Genomic DNA, 21,825 nt, shown 5'->3' on the forward strand with positions numbered 1-21,825 from the left:
AGACCCGCCGAACCGCTCCACGCCACCCACCAGCAGCTTTGCCTGAAATTGACCATTCAGATGAAGGGGCCCGTGTAGCGTGCATATTCATGGGGGATATAGGCATGGATATCAAGCGGCTACGTGTGGAATCGGGGCTTACTCAGGAACAGTTGGCAGAAAATTCTGGTTTGAGCGTCCGGGCGATTCGTGATATCGAGCGCGGCTCTACGCGCCGACCCTACCGCCAGTCGCTCAAGCTCGTGGCCGAAGGCATGGGGCTCAGTGAAAACGCCACCGCCGAACTGATCGGATCGGTCTACATGCCGCCTCAGGTGCGAAGTCGCCGTTCACGTGACCGCTTCCACGGCCCCGAGAGGTGCCACAACGGAACGAAGCCCGGTCTCGTTCACCTGCCGCCGGAGCCGGCTGGCTTCGTGGGGCGCCGTGACGTGCTGGACTGGCTGGACACGCGCCTCGGTGATTGCGATGGAGGGGCTGCCGTCACTCTTTTGTCCGGCGGCCCCGGAGTGGGTAAAACGGCGGTTGCGCTGCGCTGGGCGCATGACCGGGCGGCGAGTTTTTCCGGTGAAGTCCTGTATGTGGATTTACGTGGATTCGATGCGAGGCCGGCTCTGAGTCCTGAGCATGCGCTCCGCAGGCTCCTGCGAGCCAACGGTGTCCCGGATCATCAGATTCCGCTGACTCTTGAGGAATGCTCGGCCATGTTCCGCGCGTCGCTCGCCGACCGCAGGTCGCTGATCGTCCTCGACAACGCCGCCACGGTGGAGCAGGTGCGTCCGCTGCTGACCGGCGCGCCGAACTGCCGCGTCGTCATCACCAGCAGGAACGCCATGACCGGACTGGTGGTACGCAACGGCGTGCACCGCCACCGCGTCGGCTACCTGCCCGGGAGGGAAGCCTTCGAGCTGTTCGAGTCGCTGGCCGGAGCGGTAGGTTCCCACTGCCGCGACGAGGTCGACGCGTTGCTGGCCTTCTGCGACGGCAGCCCGTTGGCCATTCGACTCGTGGCCGAACGCGTCCGGCGCCGGCAGTGCATCTGCCGGACGGGCTTCGCCGCCCGGCTCGTGTCCAGAAAGACGCCACTCAGCGCCTTCGATGCTCCCGGCGATCCGCATTCCAGCGTGCGGGCCCTCCTTTCCTGGTCCTATCGCAACCTTCCGCCGCTGGTGGCTGAGGTCTTCGTGCGTCTGGCCCGGCTGGGTGCTGCTCATTTCGAATTCGGTCGCGTGGTGGAGCTATTTCCCGAGGGAAGGCCGAGCGTGGATGGAATCGCCGACTCCCTTGAATGGCTTGTCGAAATGCATCTCCTCGAGGAGGAGGTGCCCGGAACGTATGGCATAAACAAGCTGATCTGGTGGTACGCAAATGAACTGGAAGGTGGGGTAGGCGGATGAGGCAGGATTTCCTCCTGGAAAAGCCTACCCGGGCCCCAGTGCGCCGCATCGTCCGTCTTTTCCGGCCCTACCGAGGGCGGCTCTTCGTCGTCGTCATTCTCATCGCCAGTGCGTCCCTCATTGCGCTGACGGTTCCGATCATGGTGCGGGAGCTTTTCGACACGGCCCTTCCTCAGGGGCGTACGGGGCTGCTTTCGGCGCTCGCGCTCGGAATGTCGCTGGCCTCTGTCACGGGTAGTGTGATATCCGTTCTGGAGTCCTACATCTCGACCTCGGTCGGCCAGCGTGTCATGCACGATCTGCGGTCGCAGATATATGCGCACCTGCAGGAACTCCCGCTCGCGTTCTTCACCAGGACGCGCACCGGTGAGGTCCAGTCGCGGATCGCGAACGACATCGGCGCCATGCAAGCGACGGTGACCTCGACCGTCAGTTCGCTGGTCTCCAGCCTGACGACCGTCCTCGCGAGCTCCATCGCTCTTCTGATCATGGACTGGCGCCTGGCCCTGTTGTCGTTCTCCGTGCTTCCCCTGTTCGTCATGATCAGTCGGCGAGTGGGTGAACTCCGGCGCGTCTTCATCCGGCAGCGGCAGCGGCAGATGGCTTCCATGTCGGCGATGGTCGAAGAGCGACTGTCGGTGAGCGGCATCCTGCTCAGCCGCACCATGGGCCGGTCCAAGGAGCTGTCCGAGGATTTCATCGCCGAATCGCGAGCCCTCTGCGACCTGCAGGTGCAGTCCAGCATGGCGGGACGATGGCGCCAGTCGGTCATTCAAACGGTCATGTCGTTGATGCCGGTCCTGATCTACTGGTCGAGCGGGATGACCGCGGCCCAGGGCCACGCAGCCATTTCGCTCGGCACGCTGATTGCCTTCGTCTCCCTTCAGCAGGGGCTCTTCGGTCCGACCCTGTCATTGCTGGGTGTCGGTGTGGCCCTTCAGGGATCCCTGGCCCTCTTCGAGCGCGTCTTCGAGTATCTGGACCTCCCCAAGACGATCGCCGAGCCGGAAGAGCCTGTCCGACTGGCGGAGGTAGAGGGCCACATCCGTTTCGAGGACGTCGACTTCTCCTACGGTGACACGCCGACGCTGAGCGGAATCGACATAACCGTCCCCGCGGGCGGCAGCCTGGCCGTGGTCGGCGAGACGGGCGCCGGGAAGACCACCATCGGCTATCTCGTCGCGAGGCTGTACGACGTCACCGGCGGCCGCATCACCCTCGATGGTGTCGACCTGAGGAAGCTCGCCTCGCACACGCTCACTTCGAGCATCGGAGTCGTGTCCCAGGAGACCTACCTGTTCCACGCGTCGATCGCCGAGAACCTCCGCTTCGCCAAACCGGAGGCCACCGACCAGGAGCTCGTCGAAGCGGCCAAGGCCGCACAGATCCATCATCTGATCGAGGGGCTTCCCGATGGATACGACACGGTCGTCGGCCAGCGAGGGCTGCGCATGTCGGGCGGGGAGCGCCAGCGGATAGCCATAGCCAGGACCCTGCTCCGCAACCCGCCCGTCCTGGTGCTGGACGAGGCGACCAGTGCACTGGACAGCCAGACCGAGCTGTCGGTCCAGCGGGCCCTGGACACTCTCGCGGCAGGGCGCACGGTGATCACCATTGCGCACCGCCTCTCCACCACGCGGGACGCCGACGAGATCGTCGTGCTCGAGGGCGGCAGGATCTCCGAGCGCGGCAGCCACGATGAGCTCCTCCTCCTCGGACGCACCTATGCGTCGATGTTCCTGCGGGGCTCCCGCGCCGACGAGAACCAGCTCGAGCCCATGGAGGCCGGCCGACATGCGTAACCGATGGCGGAAGCGGGCAGGCCTCGCCGGTGCGATCGCCCTGCCGCTGGTCACTGGCACGGTCGTCCTGGCACCAGGGGGGTTGGTCGGCTCGGGGGAAGCGCGGACTCCCTTGCCGATCGCAAGGCCCGCCTGGGCCATGTCCGGCTCCGACCGCGGGGAGGCGGCCGAGGAGGGGCCCGTCGAAGCACGGATCTGGCTGGCGGGGCGCGACCCGGAGGCCGCCACCCGTTATGCCCAGGCGGTTTCCACGCCGCGCGACCCCCTCTACCGGCACTTCCTCACACCGGCGGAATTCCAAGAACGCTTCGGCCCTTCCGCCCTGCAGTCGCAGCAGGTGGCTGCCTGGGCCGGGAAGAACGGGCTGAAGACCACGGAGACGACCGCTCACTACATCAGCGTCTCAGGGCCGGTGGGCGCGATGGAGAAGGCGCTCGCCGTGCCCTTCCACACCTACGACGATCACGGGCGGAGCGGTACCGCACCCGCGCGGACGCCCACGATCCCGCACGAGCTCGCCTCCGCCGTCCTGACGGTGACCGGACTCGACCGACTGAACACGGCTCACCCGGCCGTTGCGGAACTCCCGGCCCCGGGCCCTCAGCCCAGTGCGCCAGGACCGTGCAGTCCCGTGGGCAAGGAGGAGCCCAGCGGGTTCACCGGAGCCGACGGCCGTGTGGTGTCCTGGGCTCCCTGCGGCTACACACCCGAGCAGCTCCGGGAAGCCTACGGAGTGCGCGACCCCGGACTGACGGGCAAGGGCGTCACCATCGCCGTCGTCAACGCCTACACCTCACCCACCATGGCGGCCGACCTGGAGCGGTACTCGCACGATCACGGCGAACCGCTGCGCCCGGGCCAGTACCGGGAGGTCAACAGCCAGGTCTGGGACCAGCTGGACAGCTGTTCCGCGAACACCTGGTACGGGGAGCAGACGAAGGACGTCCAAGCCGTGCACGGGATGGCGCCGGAGGCGGACATCGTGTACGTCGGTGCGCGCAACTGCACCCCGAGCGCATTCAACGAAGCCCTCCTGAAGGTGGTCGACCTGCGTCTGGCGGACGTCGTCAGCTGTTCGTGGGGCGAGACGACGGACGGCTACGGGGTGCAGGAACGCCTCATCTCACACAGCGTCTTCGAACAGGGGGCGATCGAAGGGATCGGCTTCTACGTCGCGTCCGGAGACGCCGGCTACGAGGATCCGTCGACCGGTCCCGGGCGGGCCAGCGGGTCCCGGCGGCTCCAGGTGGACTACCCCGCCTCGGATCCCCTGGTCACCGCCGTGGGCGGTACCTCCCTGAGCGTGGGTGCCAACGGTGCCTACGCCCACGAGACGAGCTGGGGCCAGTACCGTGTCGCCGCCAGAGCCGACGCCAGGACATGGAGGGACGTTCCACCGGGCGACTACCCGCGGGACTGGGTCGCGGGAACGGGAGGCGGGACCAGCATCATGTACGAACAGCCCTGGTACCAGGCCCCGGTCGTGCCGGAAGCGCTGAGCAGGGCGCTCCCCGGAGGCGCGACCGGGAAGCGTGCCATGCGCGTCGTTCCCGACATCGCGCTGGTGGCCGATCCGCTGACGGGCATGCTCGTGGGTGAAACCACCGCCACGGCCGACGGCAAGGACCTGCACTACGGCGAACGGCGCTCGGGCGGTACGAGCCTGTCCTGCCCGCTGTTCGCCGGGATGCAGGCTCTGGTGCAGCAGGCCGGCGGCGGGCGGGCTCTGGGCTTCGCGAACCCGGCCCTGTACCTTCTGCACGGGTCGGGCGCGATCACCGACGTCACGGACACCCCTCTGGGCGCGGATCACCCCGTGGCCTGGACCGTGAACCGTTACGAGGACCAGGCCAACGAGACAGGCCCGTGGTCGACCTACCTCGCGACCACCGGAAGGAACGGCGAAGGCGCGGCCCGCCTCCGGGCGACGAAGGGGTTCGACAACACCACCGGCCTGGGGTCGCCGGGCGCCGCGTACATCGGCGCCTACCTCCGTCCGCCGCTGTAGCGACCCCGTCGCCCCGCACCACGGTGTCGGCTTCCGGGCGGCAGGACCGGCCGCAGGCGGAGAGGTCTGCGCCTGCGGCCTTTCGGTCCTCCGGGAGGACTCAGGCGTTCTCCGTCTCCTCCACCAAGTGGCGCAGGACGTCCGACAGGTCCTGGCGGCGGGCGTACGCCGCGCGCTGGCGGGCCGCGCCCGAGCCGTCGCGCAGCAGCCCGCCCAGGGTCTTCGCCGCGTGGTCCAGGTCGCCGGCGGCGGCCAGGTCCGGGGCGACCAGGTCGAGCAGGGCCTCCGCCAGGTCGGCCGCCGGGAGCTCGGCGCCCGTGTACGGGTCCAGGCCGAAGCCCTCCAGGCCGTCGTGCGCCGCCCGCCACCGCGCGAGGCGCAGTACCTCGTCCCGTACGGGAGGTTCGGGTCGCTGCTCCGCGATGTCGCGCAGCGCCGAGGAGACCAGGGCGCGGCCCAGCTCCGCCTGGAGCACGGCCGTGTCGATGTCCGGGGACATGTCGGGCGCCCGGATCTCGAGCGTGGGCCAGTTCCCGGAGGGGCGGAGGTCCCAGTAGACCATCTTGGTGTCCAGGGCGGCCCCGGAGCCGAGCAGGGTCTGCACCGAGCGCCGGAAATCGGCCGTGGACGGGAAGTGCGGGGGCGGGCCCGCCGAGGGCCAGCCCGCCCAGGCCATCGCCCGCCAGCTGGAGTGGCCGGTGTCGCGGCCGTTCCAGAAGGGGGAGTTGGCCGCCAGCGCGATCAGCGTGGGCAGCCAGGGCCGGACCCGGTTGGACACCGCCACCGCCGTGTCCACGTCGAGGGTGCCGATGTGGATGTGACGGCCGCAGCTGACCAGGGTGTCGGTCAGCGCGCCGAAGCGGCGGTGCTGCTCGCGCTGGCGCGGCTCGTCGTCGGTCAGGTGCAGCGGACCTTCGACGGCCACGACGGGCGAGGGCGCGGCCAGCAGGCGGCAGCCGTGCTCGCGGGCCGCCGCGGCGAGGGTCCGCCGCAGGGCGGCGAGCTCCTCGCGCAGACCGGTCGCCGAGTCGGCGACCGGGGTGGAGATCTCCACCTGGTACCGGGTCCCCTCGGGGTGCAGCTGCTGGGGGAGTCCGGCCGCGGTGGCGAGGACGAGCGGCGCGGCCGGGACGACCCGCAGGGTGCGGTCGTCGACGAGCAGGAACTCTTCCTCGACCCCGACCGTGAGGGGGGTGGTGACACCGCTCGCGGTGCGCAGGCCGTGGCCCGCGGGGCCGGTGTCACTGGTGCTCGTGGTGCTGTTGCCAGGATCGATCACTACGCCTCCCTGGACATACGAGTCTTTCATCATGAGCCGAACAGGCGGCCGGGACGCAACGCCGATCCGGTCAAATGTCAGGCGATAATGGCGAGTTAGCGGCAAGACCGATCGCGTACTGAAACCACCGGTCCGGATGGGTCGCGCGGTGCGGGTGTGCGGTCGCGCGTTGCGCGCGCGTGATGCCCGTATGAACGCCCTCCGGGCTCCAGGAGCGCCCTAGAAAGGTCCGGTTACCATCCCGTGTGACCGGTACCGCCTCCCCGACCCGACCGAAGCGGCGCATACTCGCCGACCTGACGCCCCTGCGCACCTCCGCCCACTACAGACGGCTGTGGGTGGGCGGCACCATCTCCTGGATGGGCCAGGCCATGACGGCCCTGGCGATCTCGCTCCAGGTGTACGAGATCACCGGCTCCAGCTTCTCCGTCGGGCTGGTCGGCCTCTTCTCCCTCGTCCCGCTCGTCGCCTTCGGCCTGTACGGCGGCGCCATCGCCGACACCGTGGACCGGCGCAAGCTCGGCCTCCACAGCCAGATCGGGCTCACCGTCCTGTCCGCCGGCCTGGCGGCCGCGGCCCTGCTCGACTACCACCGCGTCTGGCTGCTCTACACCGTCGTCGCCCTCCAGGCCGTCTGCGGGGCGCTGAACGGGCCGGCCCGCTCGGCCATGATCCCGAAGCTGCTGCCGCCCGAGCAGCTCCCCGCCGCGAACGCGCTGGGCTCCGTCACCATGACCTCCGGCACCATGCTCGGCCCGGTGCTGGGCGGCCTGATCGTCGGCTGGTGGGGCTACCAGGCGGCGTACCTGATCGACGTCGTGACCTTCGTGGCCGCCCTCTACGCGATGTGGCGGCTGCCCGCGATGCTGCCCGAGGGGCGCAAGGGGCGGGCGTCGGTGATGGACGGGCTGCGCTTCCTCGGGACCACCCCCAACATCCGGATGACCTTCTTCTCCGACATGGCCGCGATGATCTTCGCGCAGCCGAAGGCGCTGTTCCCGGCCATCGCCGTCCTCTGGTACGGCGGCGACGCCAAGACCGTCGGCCTGCTGGTCGCCGCCCCCGCCGTGGGCGCCCTGCTCGGCGGGCTGTTCTCCGGCTGGCAGGGGCGGATCCGGCGGCACGGGCTGGCGATCCTGCTGTCCGTCGCCGCGTGGGGGCTGGCCATCGCCGTGTTCGGGCTGACCCGCAACCTCTGGCTCGGGCTGCTCTTCCTCGCGCTGGCCGGGTGCGCCGACACCATCTCGATGGTGTTCCGCTCCACGATGATGCAGACCGCGACCCCGGACGGGATGCGGGGCCGGCTCCAGGGCGTGTTCATCGTGGTCGTCGCGGGCGGACCCCGCCTCGGCGACTTCCTGGCCGGAACGGTGGGCGACCTCGCCTCCCCGACCGTCGCCGTCACCGGCGGCGGCCTCGCGTGCGTGGCCGTCCTGGGGCTGCTGGCCGCGCGGTGGCGGTCCTTCGCCCGGTACGACTCGCGGTCGCCGCAGGCGTAGGGGGGCCGGGGCGCCCCGTGTGAACGGGAGTCGGCGGGTTCGGCCACGACGGCGCGGGCCGCGTGCGGCTGCCGCTGGCCAGCGACGACAACGAGCTGCCGCAGCAGATCACCCGGCTGTACCGGCTGGACGTACGGCTTCCGGGGCGTCGGGGGTAGCGGGGGCGCGGCGGCCCGGCGCGGCCCGGCGGCGGGTGCGCCGGGCCGTCAGCGGGCCAGGAGCATCCGCGGGTCCCGGGGCCTGCCGGCACGCTCCACGAGCAGCGGCAGCAACCGCTGCCGCCACGTGTCGAGATGGACCATGCCGCCGGACATCCCGCCGTGGGCGTACCGCTCCCGGTAGACGTGGGGCGCCGGCTCGCCGTGGAGGTCGACCTCCACCAGCTCTTCGAACGTCGCCCGCAGGAGGCCCGCGACCGCCTCGGCCGACGGCGGGACCTCCGTACCGGACAGGGCCTCGCGGAGCGCCTGCCAGACGTGGGGATCGCCGCGCAGGCCCCACCGGCCGGGGCCGGGGTCGAAGAGGTCGGACATCTTCGCGGCGGCGCCTCGGTCATGTGCCATGGCGTCAGTCTCCCAGGGCCCCGCGGTCCGTCCTACGCGCGGCCCTCCGGACCGACGACGCCCCGGGCCACGCCGAGGTCGACCAGGTCCTGGGGGCGGATGCGGAGCTGGTCCGCCGTGGCTGGGGCCTCCTCGGCGGGGCGCTTGAGGATGGCCGCCGCCAGCTCGGGGGCGATCACCGAGAAGTAGCTGTCCGGGGTCACCCAGGTGTTGCCCGGCGCGGCCAGGGCGAGCGCCCCGCCCGAGCCGCCCTCGCCGATCAGCAGGGTCGTCACCGGGACGGTCGCCGCCGCGACCGCCGCGAAGCAGTCCGCGATGGCCGGGCCGGCGCCCGCGTGTTCGGCGGCGGCGTCGTTGGCCGCGCCCGGGGTGTCGACCAGGGTGAGGACCGGGACGCCGAGCCGGTCCGCCAGGCGGATCACACGGGCCGCCGTACGGTAGCCCGCCGGGCGGGTCGCGGTGCCGCACTGGGCCGCGTACGCCACCGCCCGCCCCTCCCGCAGTCCGAACCCGCACAGCATCCCGGCGTCGAAGGCCCCGGCCCGGTCCCCGCGCAGCGGCAGCCGCAGCCCGAAGTACGCGTCCAGGTACGCCTGCGCCCGGGGGCGCTCGGGGCGCCGGGCCTGCCGGACGGCGTCCCAGCCGGTCAGCGGGGGCGTGACGGCGCCCAGCGCGGCCGGGGGCTCGACGGGGGCGCCGGCCCGGGGCGCACCCAGCACCCGCAGCCAGTCCCCGACCGCGGAGGGCAGCTCCGCCGCGGGGACCACGGCGTCGACGTGCCCGGCGCCGTACTGCCCCTCGGCGGTGTAAGCCGCCGGATCGGCGTCGGCCGGCCGCACCCGGGACCCGGCGAAGCCGACCTGCGCCCCGGGCAGCGCCAGCACCACGTCGGCCCCCGCCCCGAGGGTGGCCCACCCGCCGCCGGTGGTGGGGTCGCGCAGCACCGCGATCTGCGGCAGCCCGGCGGCCCGGGTCAGCACGCACTGGCGGGCCACGCGCTGGAGCTGCGCCAGCGCGAGCATCCCCTCCTGCATGCGGGAACCGCCCGTGGCGATCAGGGAAACCAGCGGCAGACGGCGCTCGCGGGCGTGCGCGTACGCCGCCTCCAGCCGGTCGCCCGTACGCCGGCCGAGGCTGCCCCCGAGGAACCCGAACTCGAAGGAGACGAGGGCGGCTTCGTGCCCGCCGACGCGGGCGGTCCCGGTGACGACGGACTCCCGCTCCCCGGTCCGCGCCCCGGCCCGGGCCCGCGAGGCGTCGTACCCGGCCCAGCCGAGCGGCCCGTCGTCGTCGGAGTACTCCGCGGCGGGCACGGGAAGCTCGGCGAAGCTCCCGGGGTCGGTCAGGGCGGCGATGGCGGCACGGGCCGAGAGACGGGTCGTCACGCGGCCAGGGTAGGCGGTGGGGGCGGCGTACGGGGGGCCGTGGCGGAGGCCCGCCATCGCCCGCGCGCGGGGCAGGGGCGGCCGGGTTCCGGCGCGGGGCGGTCCGCCGTCGCGCGCCGACCCGGCGGGACCGCGCCCCCGGCTACAGCCCCGACTCCCACGTCACCGTCGTTCCCCGGGAGCCCGCGTCCGTGTGGCCGTCGTCCGAGACCGTGAGGCGGACGCGGGACGGGGTGGCGTCCACCTCGACCGCGATCGCCGTGACCCCGCTGCGGCGGTGGGCCGCCGCCAGGGCGCTGCGGAGGGTGGCCAGGAGGGCGTCCGTCACCCGGTCCGGGAGCAGCGCGTCGACCGCGCCCGCGAAGTGGACCGACGGCTGGAAGCCCAGCAGGACGGCGGCTCCGCCGGTTTCCCGCAGCACCCGTCCCCGGAAGGTCGTCGGGGCGTCGGTCGGGGGCTGCTGGAGGGCGAAGATGGCCGTGCGGACCTCCTGGATGGTGGAGTCGAGCTCGTCCACGGCCCGGCTCAGCTCGTCGCCCACGTCCGCCACGTCCCCCGCCGGCGCGTTCGAGGACCGGCGCCGGGTGCTCTCCAGCATCATCTCCGTCGCGAACAGCCGCTGGACCACCAGGTCGTGCAGGTCGCGCGCGATGCGGTCGCGGTCCTCGTAGACGGCGAGCTGCTCGCGGTCGTGCTGCGCGTCCGCCAGGACGAGCGCCAGCGCCGCCTGCGAGGCGAACTGCGAGGCCAGCAGCCGGTCGACGGCGTCGTACGGGCGCCCGCCCCGGGCCCTGGGCAGGGCGAGGGTGCCGATCAGCTGGCCGCCGCTCTGGAGGGGGAGCATCATGCTCGGCCCGAACCGCTCGCGGACGTGCGTGGTCATCCGGGGGTCGGTCGCCGAGTCCTCTATGAAGACGGGTTCCCCGCCCAGCAGCTGCACGAGCACCGGCGAACCCGGCGCGATGGTGGTGCCGATCAGGTCGCCGGGGTTCCCGTGCGTGGAGGCGGCCACGATCTCCATGCCGCCCTCCGGCGTCGGCTGGAGCACCACGCCGGCCGCCGCGTCCGCCAGCAGCCGGGCCCGTTCGGCGACGCACATCAGGGCGTCGGCCGCCGGCCGCCCCGCCAGCAGGGTGGTGGTCACGGCGGCCGCGCCCTCGATCCAGCGCTCCCGGCGGCGGGCGGTCTCGAACAGCCGGGCGTTGCCGATCGCTATCCCGGCCTGCGATGCCAGGACCCGCATCAGGGTGAGGTCCTCGTCGGTGAAGGGGCCGCCGCCGGCCTTCTCCGTGAGGTAGAGGTTCCCGAAGACCTCGGTGTGCACCCTGATCGGCACGCCGAGGAAGCTGTGCATGGGCGGGTGCCCGGGCGGCAGGCCGACCGAGCGGGGGTCCTGCGCGAGGTCGTCCAGGCGCAGCGGTCGGGGGTCGGTGATCAGCGCGCCGAGCACGCCGCTGCGGCCGTCGGGCAGCCGGGGGATCGCCGCCCGTTCGGCCTCGGTCATCCCGGAGGTGAACAGCCGGGTGAGCCGGCCGCGCTCGGGGTCGACGACCCCGAGCGCTCCGTAGCGGGCCCCGCACAGGTCGGTGGCGGAGTCCACGACGTGCTGGAGGGTGGCCTGGAGCTCCGGCTCCGAGCCCACGCTGAGCACGGCGTCCAGCAGCACCGGGAGGCCGGACGGCGTCGCACCGGCCACCAGCCCGCCCGCACCGGACCCCGTTCCCGCACCGGACCCCGTTCCCGCACCGGACCCCGTTCCCGCACCGGACCCCGTTCCCGCACCGGACCCCGTTCCCGCACCGGACCCCGTACCCGTACCCGTACCGGACCCCGTACCGGACCCCGTTCCCGGCCTGGAACGGGACCCCGTACCGGACCCGGAGCGGGACCCCGGTTCGGAGCGGGACCCCGGTTCGGAAACCGGGCCCGGACCCGTCCCTTCGGCGGCAGGCTCCTGCCTCATTCGGCCAGCGGGTTGAGGACCATCGGGGCGATCTTCCCTTCGAGCATCGCGCCGAGACCCATGACGGCGCACACGTCGGGCCGTTCCGCGATGGCCACGGGCATTCCGGTCGAATCCCTCAGCATCTGGTCCAGCCCCGGCAGCAGGGCGCTGCCGCCCACCATCATGATCCCCCGGTCCGTCAGGTCCGCGACCAGGTCCGGCGGGCAGTCGCGCAGCACCTTGCCGATGCCGTCGAGGACGGCCGTCAGCGGGGTGTGGATGGCGTCGCGGACGGCGGCGGTGTCCACGTGGACGGAGCGGGCGAGCCCGGTGGCCACGTCGCGGCCGTGGATCAGGGTGGAGGCGGGCCCGTCGGGGGTGATGCCGTTGCCGTGCAGGGCGAGCTGGAGGGGCCGGACGGCCTGGCTCGGCAGCATCAGCGCGTGGGCGTGGCGCAGGTGCTGGACCACCGCGTGGTCGATGGCCTCGCCGCCGACGGGGATCCGCTCGGCGGTGACGATCGAGCCCAGGGAGAGGACCGCGATCTGGGTGGCCGCCGCCCCGCACACCATGATCATCGTCGCGGTCGGCTGCTCCACGGGCAGGCCGCAGCCGACGGCCGCCGCGATCAGGGTGTCGACCAGTTCGACGCGCCGTGCGCCCAGCCCGACCATCGTCTCCACGGCCGCGCGCTGGGCCAGCGGATCGGCGTCGTGCGGGGTGCAGCAGGCGGCGCGGAGCCGTGGCTTGCGGCGCAGGGCCCGGCGCAGCTTCTCGCCGAGGAGGTGACGCAGCATCCGCTGGGCCATCTCGATGTCGACGACGGTGCCGCCGGAGACGGGGCGCACGACGCGGATGTAGTCGGGCGTGCGGCCCGTCATCCGCTCGGCGAAGGTGCCGACGGCGATGAGGGCGCCGGTGCGGGTGTTGACGGCGGCGACGCTGGGTTCGTCGACGACCAGTCCGGCTCCCTTCACGTAGACGCGGGTCCTCGCGGCCCCCAGGTCGACGGCGACGTGGCAGCGGCGCAACTGCTCAAGACTGACGGTCACGGCAGGTCCTCCCGAGAGCGCTGGTACAGAAGGGGACCGGCGAACGCCGGTCGCAATTCATATCTTCTCGGGTTAAGGGGACATACCGCCTGCTGGAATGCTCCGGCCGGGGCGTGTCGTACGGGGCGGACGTGCTGCACGGGGGTGGATTTCTGTACCGACAGGCAGCAGCATGCGCGCACCATCCGCGCTACCCGTGCGTAACAAGGTAAAGGGGACCCGATGCTGACGCCCCGCCAGAGACTCCTGGCGCTCCTGACCCTCTGCCTCACCCTCCTCGCGGCCGTCCCGGCCCAGGCCGCGCCCGCCCGCCCGGCCGCCGCGGCCCGCAATCCGGTGGTGTTCGTCCACGGCTACAACGCCGACCCGGGCGTCTGGGGTTCCCTCCGCGCGGACCTGCGGGCCGACGGGTACGCCGACTCCGAGCTCTTCTCCTTCGGCTACGACACCCACCAGTCCGTCAACGAGGTGCTCTCGGGCCGCCTCGCCGCCTACGTCGACGAGGTCCGCCGCCGGACGGGCGCCGCCCGCGTGGACCTCGTGGGGCACTCCTTCGGCTCCCTCGTCAGCCGCTGGTACGTCAAGTACGGCGGCGGGACGGCGGCCGTGGACCACTGGGTCTCGCTGGCCGGCCCCAACCACGGCACCTCCACCGCCTGGGCCTGCGCCCTGTGGGACCAGGCCTGCCGGGACATGACCCCGGGCTCCTACGTGGTGAAGAACCTCGCCTCCGGCGACGAGACCCCCGGCGCGGTGAAGTACGCGACCTTCTGGTCGGACTGCGACGAGGTGGTCAACCCCGACAGCAGCGTCCCGCTCTCCGGGGCCCTGAACACCCCGGTCGGCTGCCTGAAGCACAACGACCTGCTCGGCGACGACGCCACCTCGGCCGGCGTCCGCGCCTTCCTCCGCTCCTGACGACAGCCCCTACGCACTAGGGCCCCGCTTCCCCCGCCGGCCGCACCCGCTGGAGCAGCCCGTACGTGAACTCCGCCACCAGGGCCCGCCCCGACGCGGTGAACGCCAGGCGCCAGCGCGTCGGCGCGGTGCCCTCCATCGGCCGGGCCGGGGCGAAGGCCCGGGCCACCTCGTCCACCGTCGCCGACCAGGGCAGCAGGTCCGCGTCCGTCTGCAGTACGGGCCCGCGCGCGCCCGGGGCCCGCACCAGCCACTCGTTCCACACCGCCCCGTCCGGCGCCGCCAGCACCTCGAACCGCAGCTCCGGCCAGAGCGGCACCGGCCACAGCAGCGCCTCGCACTCCAGGTCCCCGATCCGGCGCGGCTCCGCCGACTCCGGCGGGCCCAGCACCGACCGGTAGCGGGCCAGCGCCCCGCGCGACCCGGGGGAGCGGACCATCGCCTGCCACCGCCGGTTGGCCTCCCGCTGCTCGGCGAGAGTGGCGCCCAGCCGCAGTCGGGCCGCCTCCGCGAGATCGGGCTGGAAGTCCGCCATCCTGCGCAGCAGCACCAGCTGGAAGGAGCCCGGCCCGAAGGCTCCCGGGCGGCTCCGATGGGGGGTCGCGGTCATGGAGGCCACGATTCCACACAGGATCCTCACGCTCCCGGAATGCTTATGTTGCCGGGGACCGCATAGCCTGCGGGCCCCATGAACTACTTCTGCCCCGCCTGCCAGAGACACCTCAACGGCGCACTCGCGTGCGCGGGGTGCGGGACCCCGGCCGAGTACCTGGCGCCCGCCACGCCCGGCGCGCCGGCCCCGGCCCCCGAGCCGCAGCCCGCGCTGGCCGAGGTGTTCGCGGACTCGCTCGTCGTACTGACCGCCCCCCACGGAGGCCGCGCCGGCACGCGCAAGCGCGCGGCCACCCGCCGCAGGCGCGGGCGGACCGCCCTGGCCGTCGGCCTGGGGCTGGTGCTCGCGACCGGGGGCTCGATCGCCGTGGCCCGGATCGTGGGCGACGACGAGGGGGTCAACCGGGCCGACGAGGTGGTGCTCACCGACGACGGGCCCAAGCAGCCCGACGCCCTGCCGAGCGAGGCCCCCGCCGCGCCCTCGGCCCTGCCGAAGGCCCCGGGCGGGACGGCGAAGACGGCCCGGCCCAGCGCGAGCCCGAGCGGGTCGGCGCAGCCGGGGCCGAGCGGGAGCGCCTCCGCTCCGACGGGGACCCCTTCGCAGAAAGGTTCCGGCGGCGGGGCGACCGTACGGCCGACGGGATCGGGGAAGCCGTCGGCCGGCACCTCCGGCACGGCGCAGCCGACCCCGACGAAGACCAAGCCGGGCAAGCCGAAGCCGCAGCCGACCGACACCTGCGTGTTCTGGATCTTCTGCTGAGCGGGCCGGGCCGACGGGCCCCGGGGCTCAGCCCAGCATCCGCTTGAGCAGGTCCCGCAGGGTCGTGCGCTCCTCGGCGGAGAGCCCGGCCAGCGGTTCGCGCGCGAAGTCCAGCGACTCGCGCAGCCGCTCCGCCGTCTCGGCCCCCTCCGCGGTGGGCGCGGCGAGCTTCACCCGGCGGTCGGCCGGGTCCGGACGGCGTTCGACCAGGCCCCGGGTCTCCAGCCGGTCGATGATGCCGGTGACGTTGGACGGCTCGCAGCGCAGCTTCTGCGCGATGCGGCGCATGGGCAGCGGCTCCAGCGACAGCAGCGTCAGGACCTTCGCCTGGGCGCCGGTGAGCTGGTGGCGGGCGGCCGCCTCCTCGTACTCCATGTGGTAGCGGGCCACGACGTCGCCGATGAGCTCGACGACCTCGACGGTCACTGGGTCTGCGCGACGACTGGGCATGGGACCAGCGTACCCATTTGCTTGACAACATGAAATATCCAGGAGCATGGTTGTTTCAGGTCGTGAAGCAATTCGCCGGCGGCCGCGGACCTCCATGGTCCGTGGTCCCCGGGGTTCCCGCTCCCCGTCCCCACCGCGTTCCCCCTCTTCTTCCTGGAGCTCCTCATGTCGCAGATCCCCGCCGTCAGCCGCGAGTGGCACCTCGTCCGCCGTCCGCAGGGCTGGCCGGTGGCCGAGGACTTCGCCCTCCGTGAGGTGCCCGTGTCCGCCGAGCCCGCCGCCGGCCGGATCCTGGTCCGCAACCTCCACATGTCCGTGGACCCGTACATGCGCGGCCGGATGAACGAGACCAAGTCCTACATCCCGCCCTTCCAGCTCGACGAGCCGATGCAGGGCGGCGCGGTCGGCGAGGTCGTCGCCTCCAACGCCGAGGGCTTCGCGGTCGGCGACCACGTCCTGCACATGCTGGGCTGGCGCGAGTACGCCGAGCTCGACGCGAAGCACGCCACCAAGGTCGACGCCTCCCTCGCCCCCCTCTCCGCCTACCTCGGCGTCCTCGGCATGCCGGGCCTGACCGCCTACGCGGGCCTCTTCGAGGTCGCCTCCTTCAAGGAGGGCGACTCCGTCTTCGTCTCCGGCGCGGCGGGCGCGGTCGGCGGCCTCGTCGGCCAGTTCGCGAAGATCAAGGGCGCCTCCCGGGTGATCGGCTCCGCCGGCTCGGACGAGAAGGTGACCCTCCTCACGGAGAAGTACGGCTTCGACGCCGCCTTCAACTACAAGAACGGCCCCGTCGCCAAGCAGCTGAAGGAGGCCGCGCCCGAGGGCATCGACGTCTACTTCGACAACGTCGGCGGCGACCACCTCGAAGCGGCCATCTCCGAGATGAACGTGCACGGCCGCGCCACCCTGTGCGGTGCGATCGCCGGCTACAACGACACCGAGCCCGCCCCGGGCCCGCGCAACCTGATGATGGTCATCGGCAAGCGCCTGCGCCTCCAGGGCATCCTGGTCGGGGACCACGCCGCCCTCCAGCCCCGGTTCGTCGAGGACGTGGCCGGCTGGCTGGCCTCCGGCGAGCTCCGCTACGACGAGACGGTCGTCGAGGGCGTCGAGAACGCGACCGGGGCCTTCCTCGGAATGCTGCGCGGCGAGAACACCGGAAAGATGATCGTCACGTTCACCCGTTAGGCTCCCTCCATACCGTCGCGATCGTGGGCGCGAGTCGCGGCGACTATCTGGAGGATCCACTTTCATGTCCATCACCCAGTCCGACGTCGCGTACACGGCCGTCGCCACCGCCGAGAACGGCCGCGACGGCCGCGTCGCCACCGACGACGGCCGGCTCGACGTCGTCGTGAACCCGCCGAAGGAGCTCGGCGGCAGCGGCGCCGGGACCAACCCGGAGCAGCTGTTCGCCGCCGGCTACAGCGCCTGCTTCCAGGGCGCCCTCAGCGTCGCGGCCCGCAACGAGAACGTCGACGTCACCGGTTCCACCGTGACCGCCGAGGTCGGCATCGGCAAGAACGACGAGGGCTTCGGCATCATCGTCAAGCTCACCGCCTCGATCCCGAACGTGGACGCCGCCGTCGCGAAGGACCTGGTCGAGAAGGCCGACCAGATCTGCCCGTACTCCAAGGCGACCCGCGGCAACATCACGGTCGAGCTGAACGTCGCCTGACGTTCAGCGCCGCAGCTCCACGAAGGCCGCACCCCCGTCGGGGGGTGCGGCCTTCGCCGTAAACTGGCCGCATGCGTGATCTTGCGGGGGGTTTCCGGTACCTGTGGGCCGGACAGAGATGGGTGTTCGCCAACGGCCGCTGGCTGGGCTTCGGCCTGCTGCCGGGCCTGGTCTCGCTGGTGCTCTACGGCGCCGCGCTGACCGGCCTCTTCTACGGGGCCGACGACTTCACCGCCTGGGCGACTCCGTTCGCCTCGGACTGGTCCTCGCCGTGGCTCGGGCTCTTCCGCGGGTTCCTGACGGCCGTGGTCGTCTCCCTCGGGCTCTTCCTTTCGGTGATCACCTTCACCGCGGTGACCCTGCTGGTCGGCCAGCCCTTCTACGAGTCCCTCTCCGAGCAGGTCGACCGCACCGAGGGCGGTGAGGTCCCGGAGTCGGGGCGCTCGTTCTGGGAGGACCTCTGGATCTCCGCCCGGGACAGCCTGCGGCTGCTGGTGCGGGTGATGCTCTACGGGATCCTGCTGTTCGCCCTCGGGTTCATCCCGGTGGTCGGGCAGACGGTGGTCCCGGCGATCGGCTTCGGCGTCTCCGGCTTCTTCCTCGCCCAGGAGCTCACCTCCGTCGCGCTCCAGCGGCGCCGGGTGGACCTCGACGAGCAGCTCGTCCTGCTGCGCGGGCGGCGCGCGACGGCGCTCGGCTTCGGGGTGCCGCTGGTGCTGCTGTTCCTGATCCCGTTCGTCGCGGTGTTCCTGATGCCGGGCGCGGTGGCGGGGGCGACCCTGCTGGCGCGGGACCTGGTGGGGGCCGACGGCTCCGAGGACGACGCGCGCGAGGAGGACGGGCAGGACGGCGCCGCCGCCCAGGCCCAGGCGGGCCCGTACGGGACCGTGGGGCTGCCCGGCGCCGGGCAGCCCCACGGCGCCGGGCAGCCCCACGGCCAGGGCTACGCCCAGGCCCCGGGCCAGGCCTACCCGCAGGCTCCCGGTCAAGGTTACGGCGGTCAGGGTTACGGCGGTCAGGGGTACGGCCCCCAGGGCTACGGCGCCCAGGGCTACGCCCCCGCTCCGGGCCGGGGCTACGGGCAGCAGGCGCCGGCGTACGGTCAGGCACCGGCGCAGCCCGCGTACGGGCAGCCCCCGGTCCAGGGCTCCGGCTACGGCCGGCCGCCGGTCCAGGGGCAGCCCGGCGGGTACCGGCCGGACCCGCGTTCCTCCTCCTGACGCCGGGGGCCGGGCGCCTCAGCGCCCGGCCCCGCGCCGCAGCAGGGTGATCGCCCCCACCGTGTCCTCGCCCGCGTGGGCGGCCGGGTCGGCGTCCAGCCGCTCCTTCATCAGCTTCAGGTACGGCTCGATGAGCTCCGCGCTGACCCCCTGGTCGGCGGCGGTGCGCAGCAGCGTGCCGCTCGCCGCGACCTGCATGGCCAGGTTGGACACCACCCCGGTGCTGAAGTCCCGGGAGGTCAGCCGCTCGGCGGCGTTCCCGACGAAGAACCCCATCGCGCCCAGCCACTGCGACAGCAGCGGTGCCAGGTCCTTCGGGGCGATGTCCTCGCCCTCGATCAGCGCGTAGGCGTGCGAGATCCCGGCGAACAGTCCGTTCATCGCGCTCAGCAGCGCCACGTCGTGCAGGGCCGCGTGGCCCGGGTCCGAGCCGACGAAGCGGGCGCCGGCCGGGACCTCCAGGGTCGCCCGGTGGGTGTCGAAGAGGGCGCCGGAGCCGCTGTAGAACACGTATCCGCCGGCCTCGGGGACGCCGATCATCGACGGGGTGGCCATGACCCCGGCGTCCAGGAAGCGGGCGCCGCGCTCCGCGGCCCAGGCGGCCCGGGCCCGGCCCTCGGCGGGTGTGCCGGTGGTGAGGCTGACCAGGTCCTTGCCGGTGAGGTCGATGCCGTCCAGGACGGAGCCGATGCTCGCGTCGTCCAGCAGGCAGAGCACGATCAGGGTGTTCGCGGCGACGGCCCCGGCGGGTCTCGCGGCGACGGCCGCGCCCTCGGCGGCCAGGGGCCGGGCCTTGGCGGGGGTGCGGTTCCAGACGGTCAGGGGGTGCCCGGCGGCGAGCCAGGTGCGGGCGAGGGCGGTGCCCATGTCGCCGAGGCCGAGCAGGGTGAGCGGGCGGTGCGCGGTGTCGTTGTCGGTCATGCCGTTTAGCCTGGTGACAGGCTGACGGGTGCTCAAGTACGCACTTCGGAGTGGGTGGTTACCCCGAGGTGAGCGAGCAGGTGGGAGGGGTGGGCGGGATGGCGCTGACGCGCAGGCCGGGCGCGGACCACTGCGGGATCGCCGCGGCGATGTCGGTGATCGACGGCAAGTGGAAGGTCTCGATCCTGTGGGAGCTGGACCAGCGCCCGGGCCTGAGGTTCGGTGAGATGCGGCGGCTGGTGCCCGGGGTCTCGGAGAAGGTCCTCGCGGCGCAGCTGCGGGAGCTGGAGACGGACAGCATAGTCCACCGCGAGGTCTACGACGAGGTCCCGCCCCGGGTGGAGTACTCCCTGACCCCGCTCGGCCGGGAGCTGAACGGGGCCCTGGAGTCCCTGGGGGAGTGGGGCGCCAAGCACCTGCTGCCCGGCACGGCCTAGGCGGGGAGGACGTCCGCCGCGGCCACCGTCGGGGTGTGGGCGTCCGCCTCGGCGAGGAGGGTGCCGTCGGGGGACCAGATCGCCGCGCCGCCGCAGCCCGTCCAGGGGCCGGCCGGGCCGACGTGGTTGGCGAGGACGACGTGGAGGCCGTGGTCCTTCGCCATGCCCGGGTAGATGGTGGCGCGTTCGGCGATGCCGCCGCCCGTGCCGTACAGGGAGCTCGCCAGGTGGACCCGGCAGCCGTCGGCCGCGCCCCGGGCGGGCAGGTCGGGGAAGTGGTTGTCGAAGCAGACGCCCAGGGAGAAGCGGATGCCGCCGAGTTCGAAGCGGCCGTCCGCGGCGCCCGGGGTGAAGGCGCCCTGTTCGTGCTGGTAGAGGTGCTGCTTGGCGTAGGTGGTGAGGTGCGTGCCGGCCGCGTCGTAGACCAGGGTGGCGATGGCGGGCAGCGGGTCCGGGGTGCGTAGCGCGACGTTGACGGCCACGGCGGTGCCCGCCGAGCGCAGCCCGTCCAGGCGGGGGTCGTCGGCGTCGGCCATCCAGAGGGAGGGGTCCTCGGCGAGGGCTTCCAGTTCGTAGCCGGTGAGGGTGAACTCCGGGAAGACCACGAGCTCCGCGCCCTGGTCGCGGGCCTGCGCGGCGAGGGCGGCGGCGTACGCGGCGTTGGCGGTGACGTCGGCGGGTATGCAGGTGAGCTGTGCGGCGGCGATCTTCATGGCGCTCAGGATGCCAGGACCGCGCCGGGGAGCTGTCCGCGGCGGCGTACGAAGGCCAGCTCCACCAGGTTGAGCCCGGTCACGACGGCGGTCAGCAGCGCGAGGGCCGCCAGCGAGGGCAGCAGCACGGCCCCCGGCAGCAGGAGCAGGACGAGCGCGGCGGCCGTCAGCCGCGTCACCGACCAGGAGCGGAACAGGTGCCAGCGGGTGTAGCCGAAGGTGGCGAGGAAGAGGGCGCATCCCCCGTAGAGGAGCGCGGCGACGCCGAGCGGGAGCCGGGTCCCGGGGTGGGCGACGGCCTCGGCCATGCCGACGGCCACCGCGATGACGGAGGCGATCAGGGAGAGGTGCCCGTACGAGAGGACCTGCCGGGCCACGTCGGCCCGTACGGCGGCGGTCTCCAGCCCGTGCCGGACGGCGTCGGCCGCGAGGTGGAAGTACACCCACCACAGGCCGCAGACCAGGGCGAAGGCCACGGCGACGGCGGCCAGCGAGCCGGTGTCCAGCTCGGGGGAGGAGGCCACCGGGGCGCCGACGGCCACGATCGACTCGCCCAGGGCGATCATCACGAACAGCCCGAACCGCTCGGCGAGGTGGCCCGAGTCGAAGCTGATCCGGACCATGGTGCGGCGGGTCAGCCGAGGCGCGGCCAGGTCGACGGCGGCGGCCAGGGCCCACAGTCCGACCCGGGCGGTCCCGTCGAGGAAGGAGCCGGCCAGCAGCAGGGGGCCGCTGACCAGCACCGACAGGGTCACCGGGGTGGGCCTCAGACGGCGGTTGCGGCCGTGTGCGAGCACGGCGAGGACGAGGCGGGCGCCGAAGTAGGCGCCGGCCAGCAGCGGTCCGCGGTCCCCGAAGGCGTCGGGCAGGGCCAGGGCCATGAGCAGGCCGCACAGTCCGGCGGCGAAGAGGCCGATCCGCTCCGCCGGCCGGTCGGCGTCATGGGTGTTGGCGTGGATCGTGTTGCCGACCCACACCCAGTAGACGGGGACGAACACGATCAGGGCGCGGCCGGTGCCGGCCCATCCGTGGTCGTGGTGCAGCAGTGCCGAGACCTGGGTCACGGCGAAGACCAGCACGAGGTCGAAGAACAGCTCCGACCACGCGACCTTCTTCTCGTGCTCTTCCGGCTCCATGTGGTGTCCCCCCGCTCGAAGTCCGGGGGAAAGGATGCCCGGTGGGGGCG

At 72.7% G+C, this 21,825-nt stretch carries 19 protein-coding genes and 1 pseudogene; 10 read left to right on the top strand and 10 right to left on the bottom strand.

Annotated features, from left to right (window positions below; genetic code table 11):
* The first annotated feature begins 104 nt into the window (after nt 1-104).
* The 3 genes from ACIRBY_RS20815 (at nt 105) to ACIRBY_RS20825 (ending at nt 5,207) form a co-directional block, all read left to right on the top strand.
* A complete protein-coding gene (locus ACIRBY_RS20815; RefSeq protein ID WP_403902265.1) occupies nt 105-1,397 on the top strand; it encodes a helix-turn-helix domain-containing protein in 1,293 nt (430 codons plus the stop codon).
* Nucleotides 1,394-3,199, top strand: a complete 1,806-nt coding sequence (locus ACIRBY_RS20820) for an ABC transporter ATP-binding protein (protein ID WP_403902266.1) — start codon at nt 1,394-1,396, stop codon at nt 3,197-3,199. The genes ACIRBY_RS20815 and ACIRBY_RS20820 overlap by 4 nt, the downstream gene beginning before the upstream one ends.
* A gap of 139 nt (nt 3,200-3,338) precedes the next feature.
* Complete coding sequence (locus ACIRBY_RS20825) at nt 3,339-5,207, top strand: protease pro-enzyme activation domain-containing protein (protein ID WP_403902268.1); 1,869 nt, start codon at nt 3,339-3,341, stop codon at nt 5,205-5,207.
* 100 nt (nt 5,208-5,307) lie between these two features.
* Here ACIRBY_RS20825 and ACIRBY_RS20830 read toward each other — a convergent pair whose 3' ends face one another.
* On the bottom strand, nt 5,308-6,486 hold the full coding sequence (locus ACIRBY_RS20830; RefSeq protein WP_403902270.1) for a glutamate--cysteine ligase: 1,179 nt from the start codon (nt 6,484-6,486) through the stop codon (nt 5,308-5,310).
* 245 nt (nt 6,487-6,731) lie between these two features.
* Between ACIRBY_RS20830 and ACIRBY_RS20835 the strand changes: the two genes are divergently transcribed.
* On the top strand, nt 6,732-7,985 hold the full coding sequence (locus tag ACIRBY_RS20835; protein ID WP_403902271.1) for an MFS transporter: 1,254 nt from the start codon (nt 6,732-6,734) through the stop codon (nt 7,983-7,985).
* Nucleotides 7,986-8,191: 206 nt separating this feature from the next.
* On the opposite strand, the gene ACIRBY_RS20840 is transcribed toward ACIRBY_RS20835, so the two are convergent.
* The 4 genes from ACIRBY_RS20840 to ACIRBY_RS20855 all read right to left on the bottom strand — a co-directional run bounded on the left by ACIRBY_RS20840 (nt 8,192) and on the right by ACIRBY_RS20855 (nt 12,930).
* Nucleotides 8,192-8,548 (bottom strand): hypothetical protein, encoded by a 357-nt coding sequence (locus tag ACIRBY_RS20840; protein WP_403902273.1) that lies wholly within the window; start codon nt 8,546-8,548, stop codon nt 8,192-8,194.
* A 32-nt stretch (nt 8,549-8,580) separates the two neighbouring features.
* Nucleotides 8,581-9,933 carry a carboxyl transferase domain-containing protein gene (locus ACIRBY_RS20845; RefSeq protein WP_403902274.1) on the bottom strand — a complete coding sequence of 451 codons (1,353 nt, stop codon included), beginning with the start codon at nt 9,931-9,933 and terminating at the stop codon, nt 8,581-8,583.
* Nucleotides 9,934-10,075: 142 nt separating this feature from the next.
* Nucleotides 10,076-11,629 carry a GAF domain-containing protein gene (locus tag ACIRBY_RS20850; RefSeq protein ID WP_403902275.1) on the bottom strand — a complete coding sequence of 518 codons (1,554 nt, stop codon included), beginning with the start codon at nt 11,627-11,629 and terminating at the stop codon, nt 10,076-10,078.
* A gap of 263 nt (nt 11,630-11,892) precedes the next feature.
* On the bottom strand, nt 11,893-12,930 hold the full coding sequence (locus ACIRBY_RS20855; protein ID WP_403902277.1) for a rod shape-determining protein: 1,038 nt from the start codon (nt 12,928-12,930) through the stop codon (nt 11,893-11,895).
* Nucleotides 12,931-13,152: 222 nt separating this feature from the next.
* On the opposite strand from ACIRBY_RS20855, the gene ACIRBY_RS20860 reads away from it, so the two are divergent.
* Nucleotides 13,153-13,848 (top strand): esterase/lipase family protein, encoded by a 696-nt coding sequence (locus ACIRBY_RS20860; protein WP_403902279.1) that lies wholly within the window; start codon nt 13,153-13,155, stop codon nt 13,846-13,848.
* A gap of 16 nt (nt 13,849-13,864) precedes the next feature.
* Here ACIRBY_RS20860 and ACIRBY_RS20865 read toward each other — a convergent pair whose 3' ends face one another.
* Entirely contained in the window at nt 13,865-14,458 is a 594-nt protein-coding gene (locus ACIRBY_RS20865) for a hypothetical protein (RefSeq protein WP_403902280.1), read from the bottom strand.
* Between the two features lie 78 nt (nt 14,459-14,536).
* On the opposite strand from ACIRBY_RS20865, the gene ACIRBY_RS20870 reads away from it, so the two are divergent.
* Entirely contained in the window at nt 14,537-15,220 is a 684-nt protein-coding gene (locus ACIRBY_RS20870; RefSeq protein WP_403902282.1) for a hypothetical protein, read from the top strand.
* 27 nt (nt 15,221-15,247) lie between these two features.
* Here the strand turns inward: ACIRBY_RS20870 and ACIRBY_RS20875 are convergent, their stop codons facing one another.
* On the bottom strand, nt 15,248-15,670 hold the full coding sequence (locus ACIRBY_RS20875) for a MarR family winged helix-turn-helix transcriptional regulator (protein ID WP_403902283.1): 423 nt from the start codon (nt 15,668-15,670) through the stop codon (nt 15,248-15,250).
* A 165-nt stretch (nt 15,671-15,835) separates the two neighbouring features.
* On the opposite strand from ACIRBY_RS20875, the gene ACIRBY_RS20880 reads away from it, so the two are divergent.
* From ACIRBY_RS20880 to ACIRBY_RS20890, 3 genes and pseudogenes are all read left to right on the top strand, one after another.
* The gene (locus ACIRBY_RS20880) at nt 15,836-16,858 is read left to right on the top strand and encodes an NADP-dependent oxidoreductase (RefSeq protein ID WP_403902285.1); all 1,023 of its coding nucleotides are present in this window, start codon (nt 15,836-15,838) and stop codon (nt 16,856-16,858) included.
* Between the two features lie 64 nt (nt 16,859-16,922).
* The gene (locus tag ACIRBY_RS20885; RefSeq protein ID WP_403902287.1) at nt 16,923-17,348 is read left to right on the top strand and encodes an organic hydroperoxide resistance protein; all 426 of its coding nucleotides are present in this window, start codon (nt 16,923-16,925) and stop codon (nt 17,346-17,348) included.
* Between the two features lie 71 nt (nt 17,349-17,419).
* Nucleotides 17,420-18,145, top strand: a pseudogene (locus ACIRBY_RS20890) (EI24 domain-containing protein); the annotation flags it as partial.
* Nucleotides 18,146-18,586: 441 nt separating this feature from the next.
* Here the strand turns inward: ACIRBY_RS20890 and ACIRBY_RS20895 are convergent.
* Nucleotides 18,587-19,489 (bottom strand): NAD(P)-dependent oxidoreductase, encoded by a 903-nt coding sequence (locus tag ACIRBY_RS20895; RefSeq protein ID WP_403902288.1) that lies wholly within the window; start codon nt 19,487-19,489, stop codon nt 18,587-18,589.
* A gap of 98 nt (nt 19,490-19,587) precedes the next feature.
* Between ACIRBY_RS20895 and ACIRBY_RS20900 the strand changes: the two genes are divergently transcribed.
* The gene (locus ACIRBY_RS20900) at nt 19,588-19,926 is read left to right on the top strand and encodes a winged helix-turn-helix transcriptional regulator (protein ID WP_403902365.1); all 339 of its coding nucleotides are present in this window, start codon (nt 19,588-19,590) and stop codon (nt 19,924-19,926) included.
* On the opposite strand, the gene ACIRBY_RS20905 is transcribed toward ACIRBY_RS20900, so the two are convergent.
* Together ACIRBY_RS20905 and ACIRBY_RS20910 are read right to left on the bottom strand one after the other, a co-directional pair.
* Nucleotides 19,923-20,639, bottom strand: coding sequence for a carbon-nitrogen hydrolase family protein (locus ACIRBY_RS20905; protein WP_403902289.1), 717 nt, complete (start codon nt 20,637-20,639; stop codon nt 19,923-19,925). The two genes, ACIRBY_RS20900 and ACIRBY_RS20905, sit on opposite strands and share 4 nt — an antisense overlap.
* A gap of 5 nt (nt 20,640-20,644) precedes the next feature.
* The gene (locus ACIRBY_RS20910; RefSeq protein WP_403902290.1) at nt 20,645-21,775 is read right to left on the bottom strand and encodes a low temperature requirement protein A; all 1,131 of its coding nucleotides are present in this window, start codon (nt 21,773-21,775) and stop codon (nt 20,645-20,647) included.
* Between the last annotated feature and the right edge of the window lie 50 nt (nt 21,776-21,825).

The organism is Streptomyces sp. NPDC096136, from assembly GCF_044763325.1.
Classification (GTDB): domain Bacteria; phylum Actinomycetota; class Actinomycetes; order Streptomycetales; family Streptomycetaceae; genus Streptomyces.

Coding starts and splice junctions, on each gene's coding strand:
- ACIRBY_RS20815 (WP_403902265.1), top strand. CDS start 105: ATGGATATCAAGCGGCTACGTGTGGAATCGGGGCTTACTCAGGAACAG.
- ACIRBY_RS20820 (WP_403902266.1), top strand. CDS start 1,394: ATGAGGCAGGATTTCCTCCTGGAAAAGCCTACCCGGGCCCCAGTGCGC.
- ACIRBY_RS20825 (WP_403902268.1), top strand. CDS start 3,339: ATGTCCGGCTCCGACCGCGGGGAGGCGGCCGAGGAGGGGCCCGTCGAA.
- ACIRBY_RS20840 (WP_403902273.1), bottom strand. CDS start 8,548: ATGGCACATGACCGAGGCGCCGCCGCGAAGATGTCCGACCTCTTCGAC.
- ACIRBY_RS20860 (WP_403902279.1), top strand. CDS start 13,153: ATGCTGACGCCCCGCCAGAGACTCCTGGCGCTCCTGACCCTCTGCCTC.
- ACIRBY_RS20865 (WP_403902280.1), bottom strand. CDS start 14,458: ATGACCGCGACCCCCCATCGGAGCCGCCCGGGAGCCTTCGGGCCGGGC.
- ACIRBY_RS20870 (WP_403902282.1), top strand. CDS start 14,537: ATGAACTACTTCTGCCCCGCCTGCCAGAGACACCTCAACGGCGCACTC.
- ACIRBY_RS20875 (WP_403902283.1), bottom strand. CDS start 15,670: ATGCCCAGTCGTCGCGCAGACCCAGTGACCGTCGAGGTCGTCGAGCTC.
- ACIRBY_RS20880 (WP_403902285.1), top strand. CDS start 15,836: ATGTCGCAGATCCCCGCCGTCAGCCGCGAGTGGCACCTCGTCCGCCGT.
- ACIRBY_RS20885 (WP_403902287.1), top strand. CDS start 16,923: ATGTCCATCACCCAGTCCGACGTCGCGTACACGGCCGTCGCCACCGCC.
- ACIRBY_RS20895 (WP_403902288.1), bottom strand. CDS start 19,489: ATGACCGACAACGACACCGCGCACCGCCCGCTCACCCTGCTCGGCCTC.
- ACIRBY_RS20900 (WP_403902365.1), top strand. CDS start 19,588: ATGGCGCTGACGCGCAGGCCGGGCGCGGACCACTGCGGGATCGCCGCG.
- ACIRBY_RS20905 (WP_403902289.1), bottom strand. CDS start 20,639: ATGAAGATCGCCGCCGCACAGCTCACCTGCATACCCGCCGACGTCACC.
- ACIRBY_RS20910 (WP_403902290.1), bottom strand. CDS start 21,775: ATGGAGCCGGAAGAGCACGAGAAGAAGGTCGCGTGGTCGGAGCTGTTC.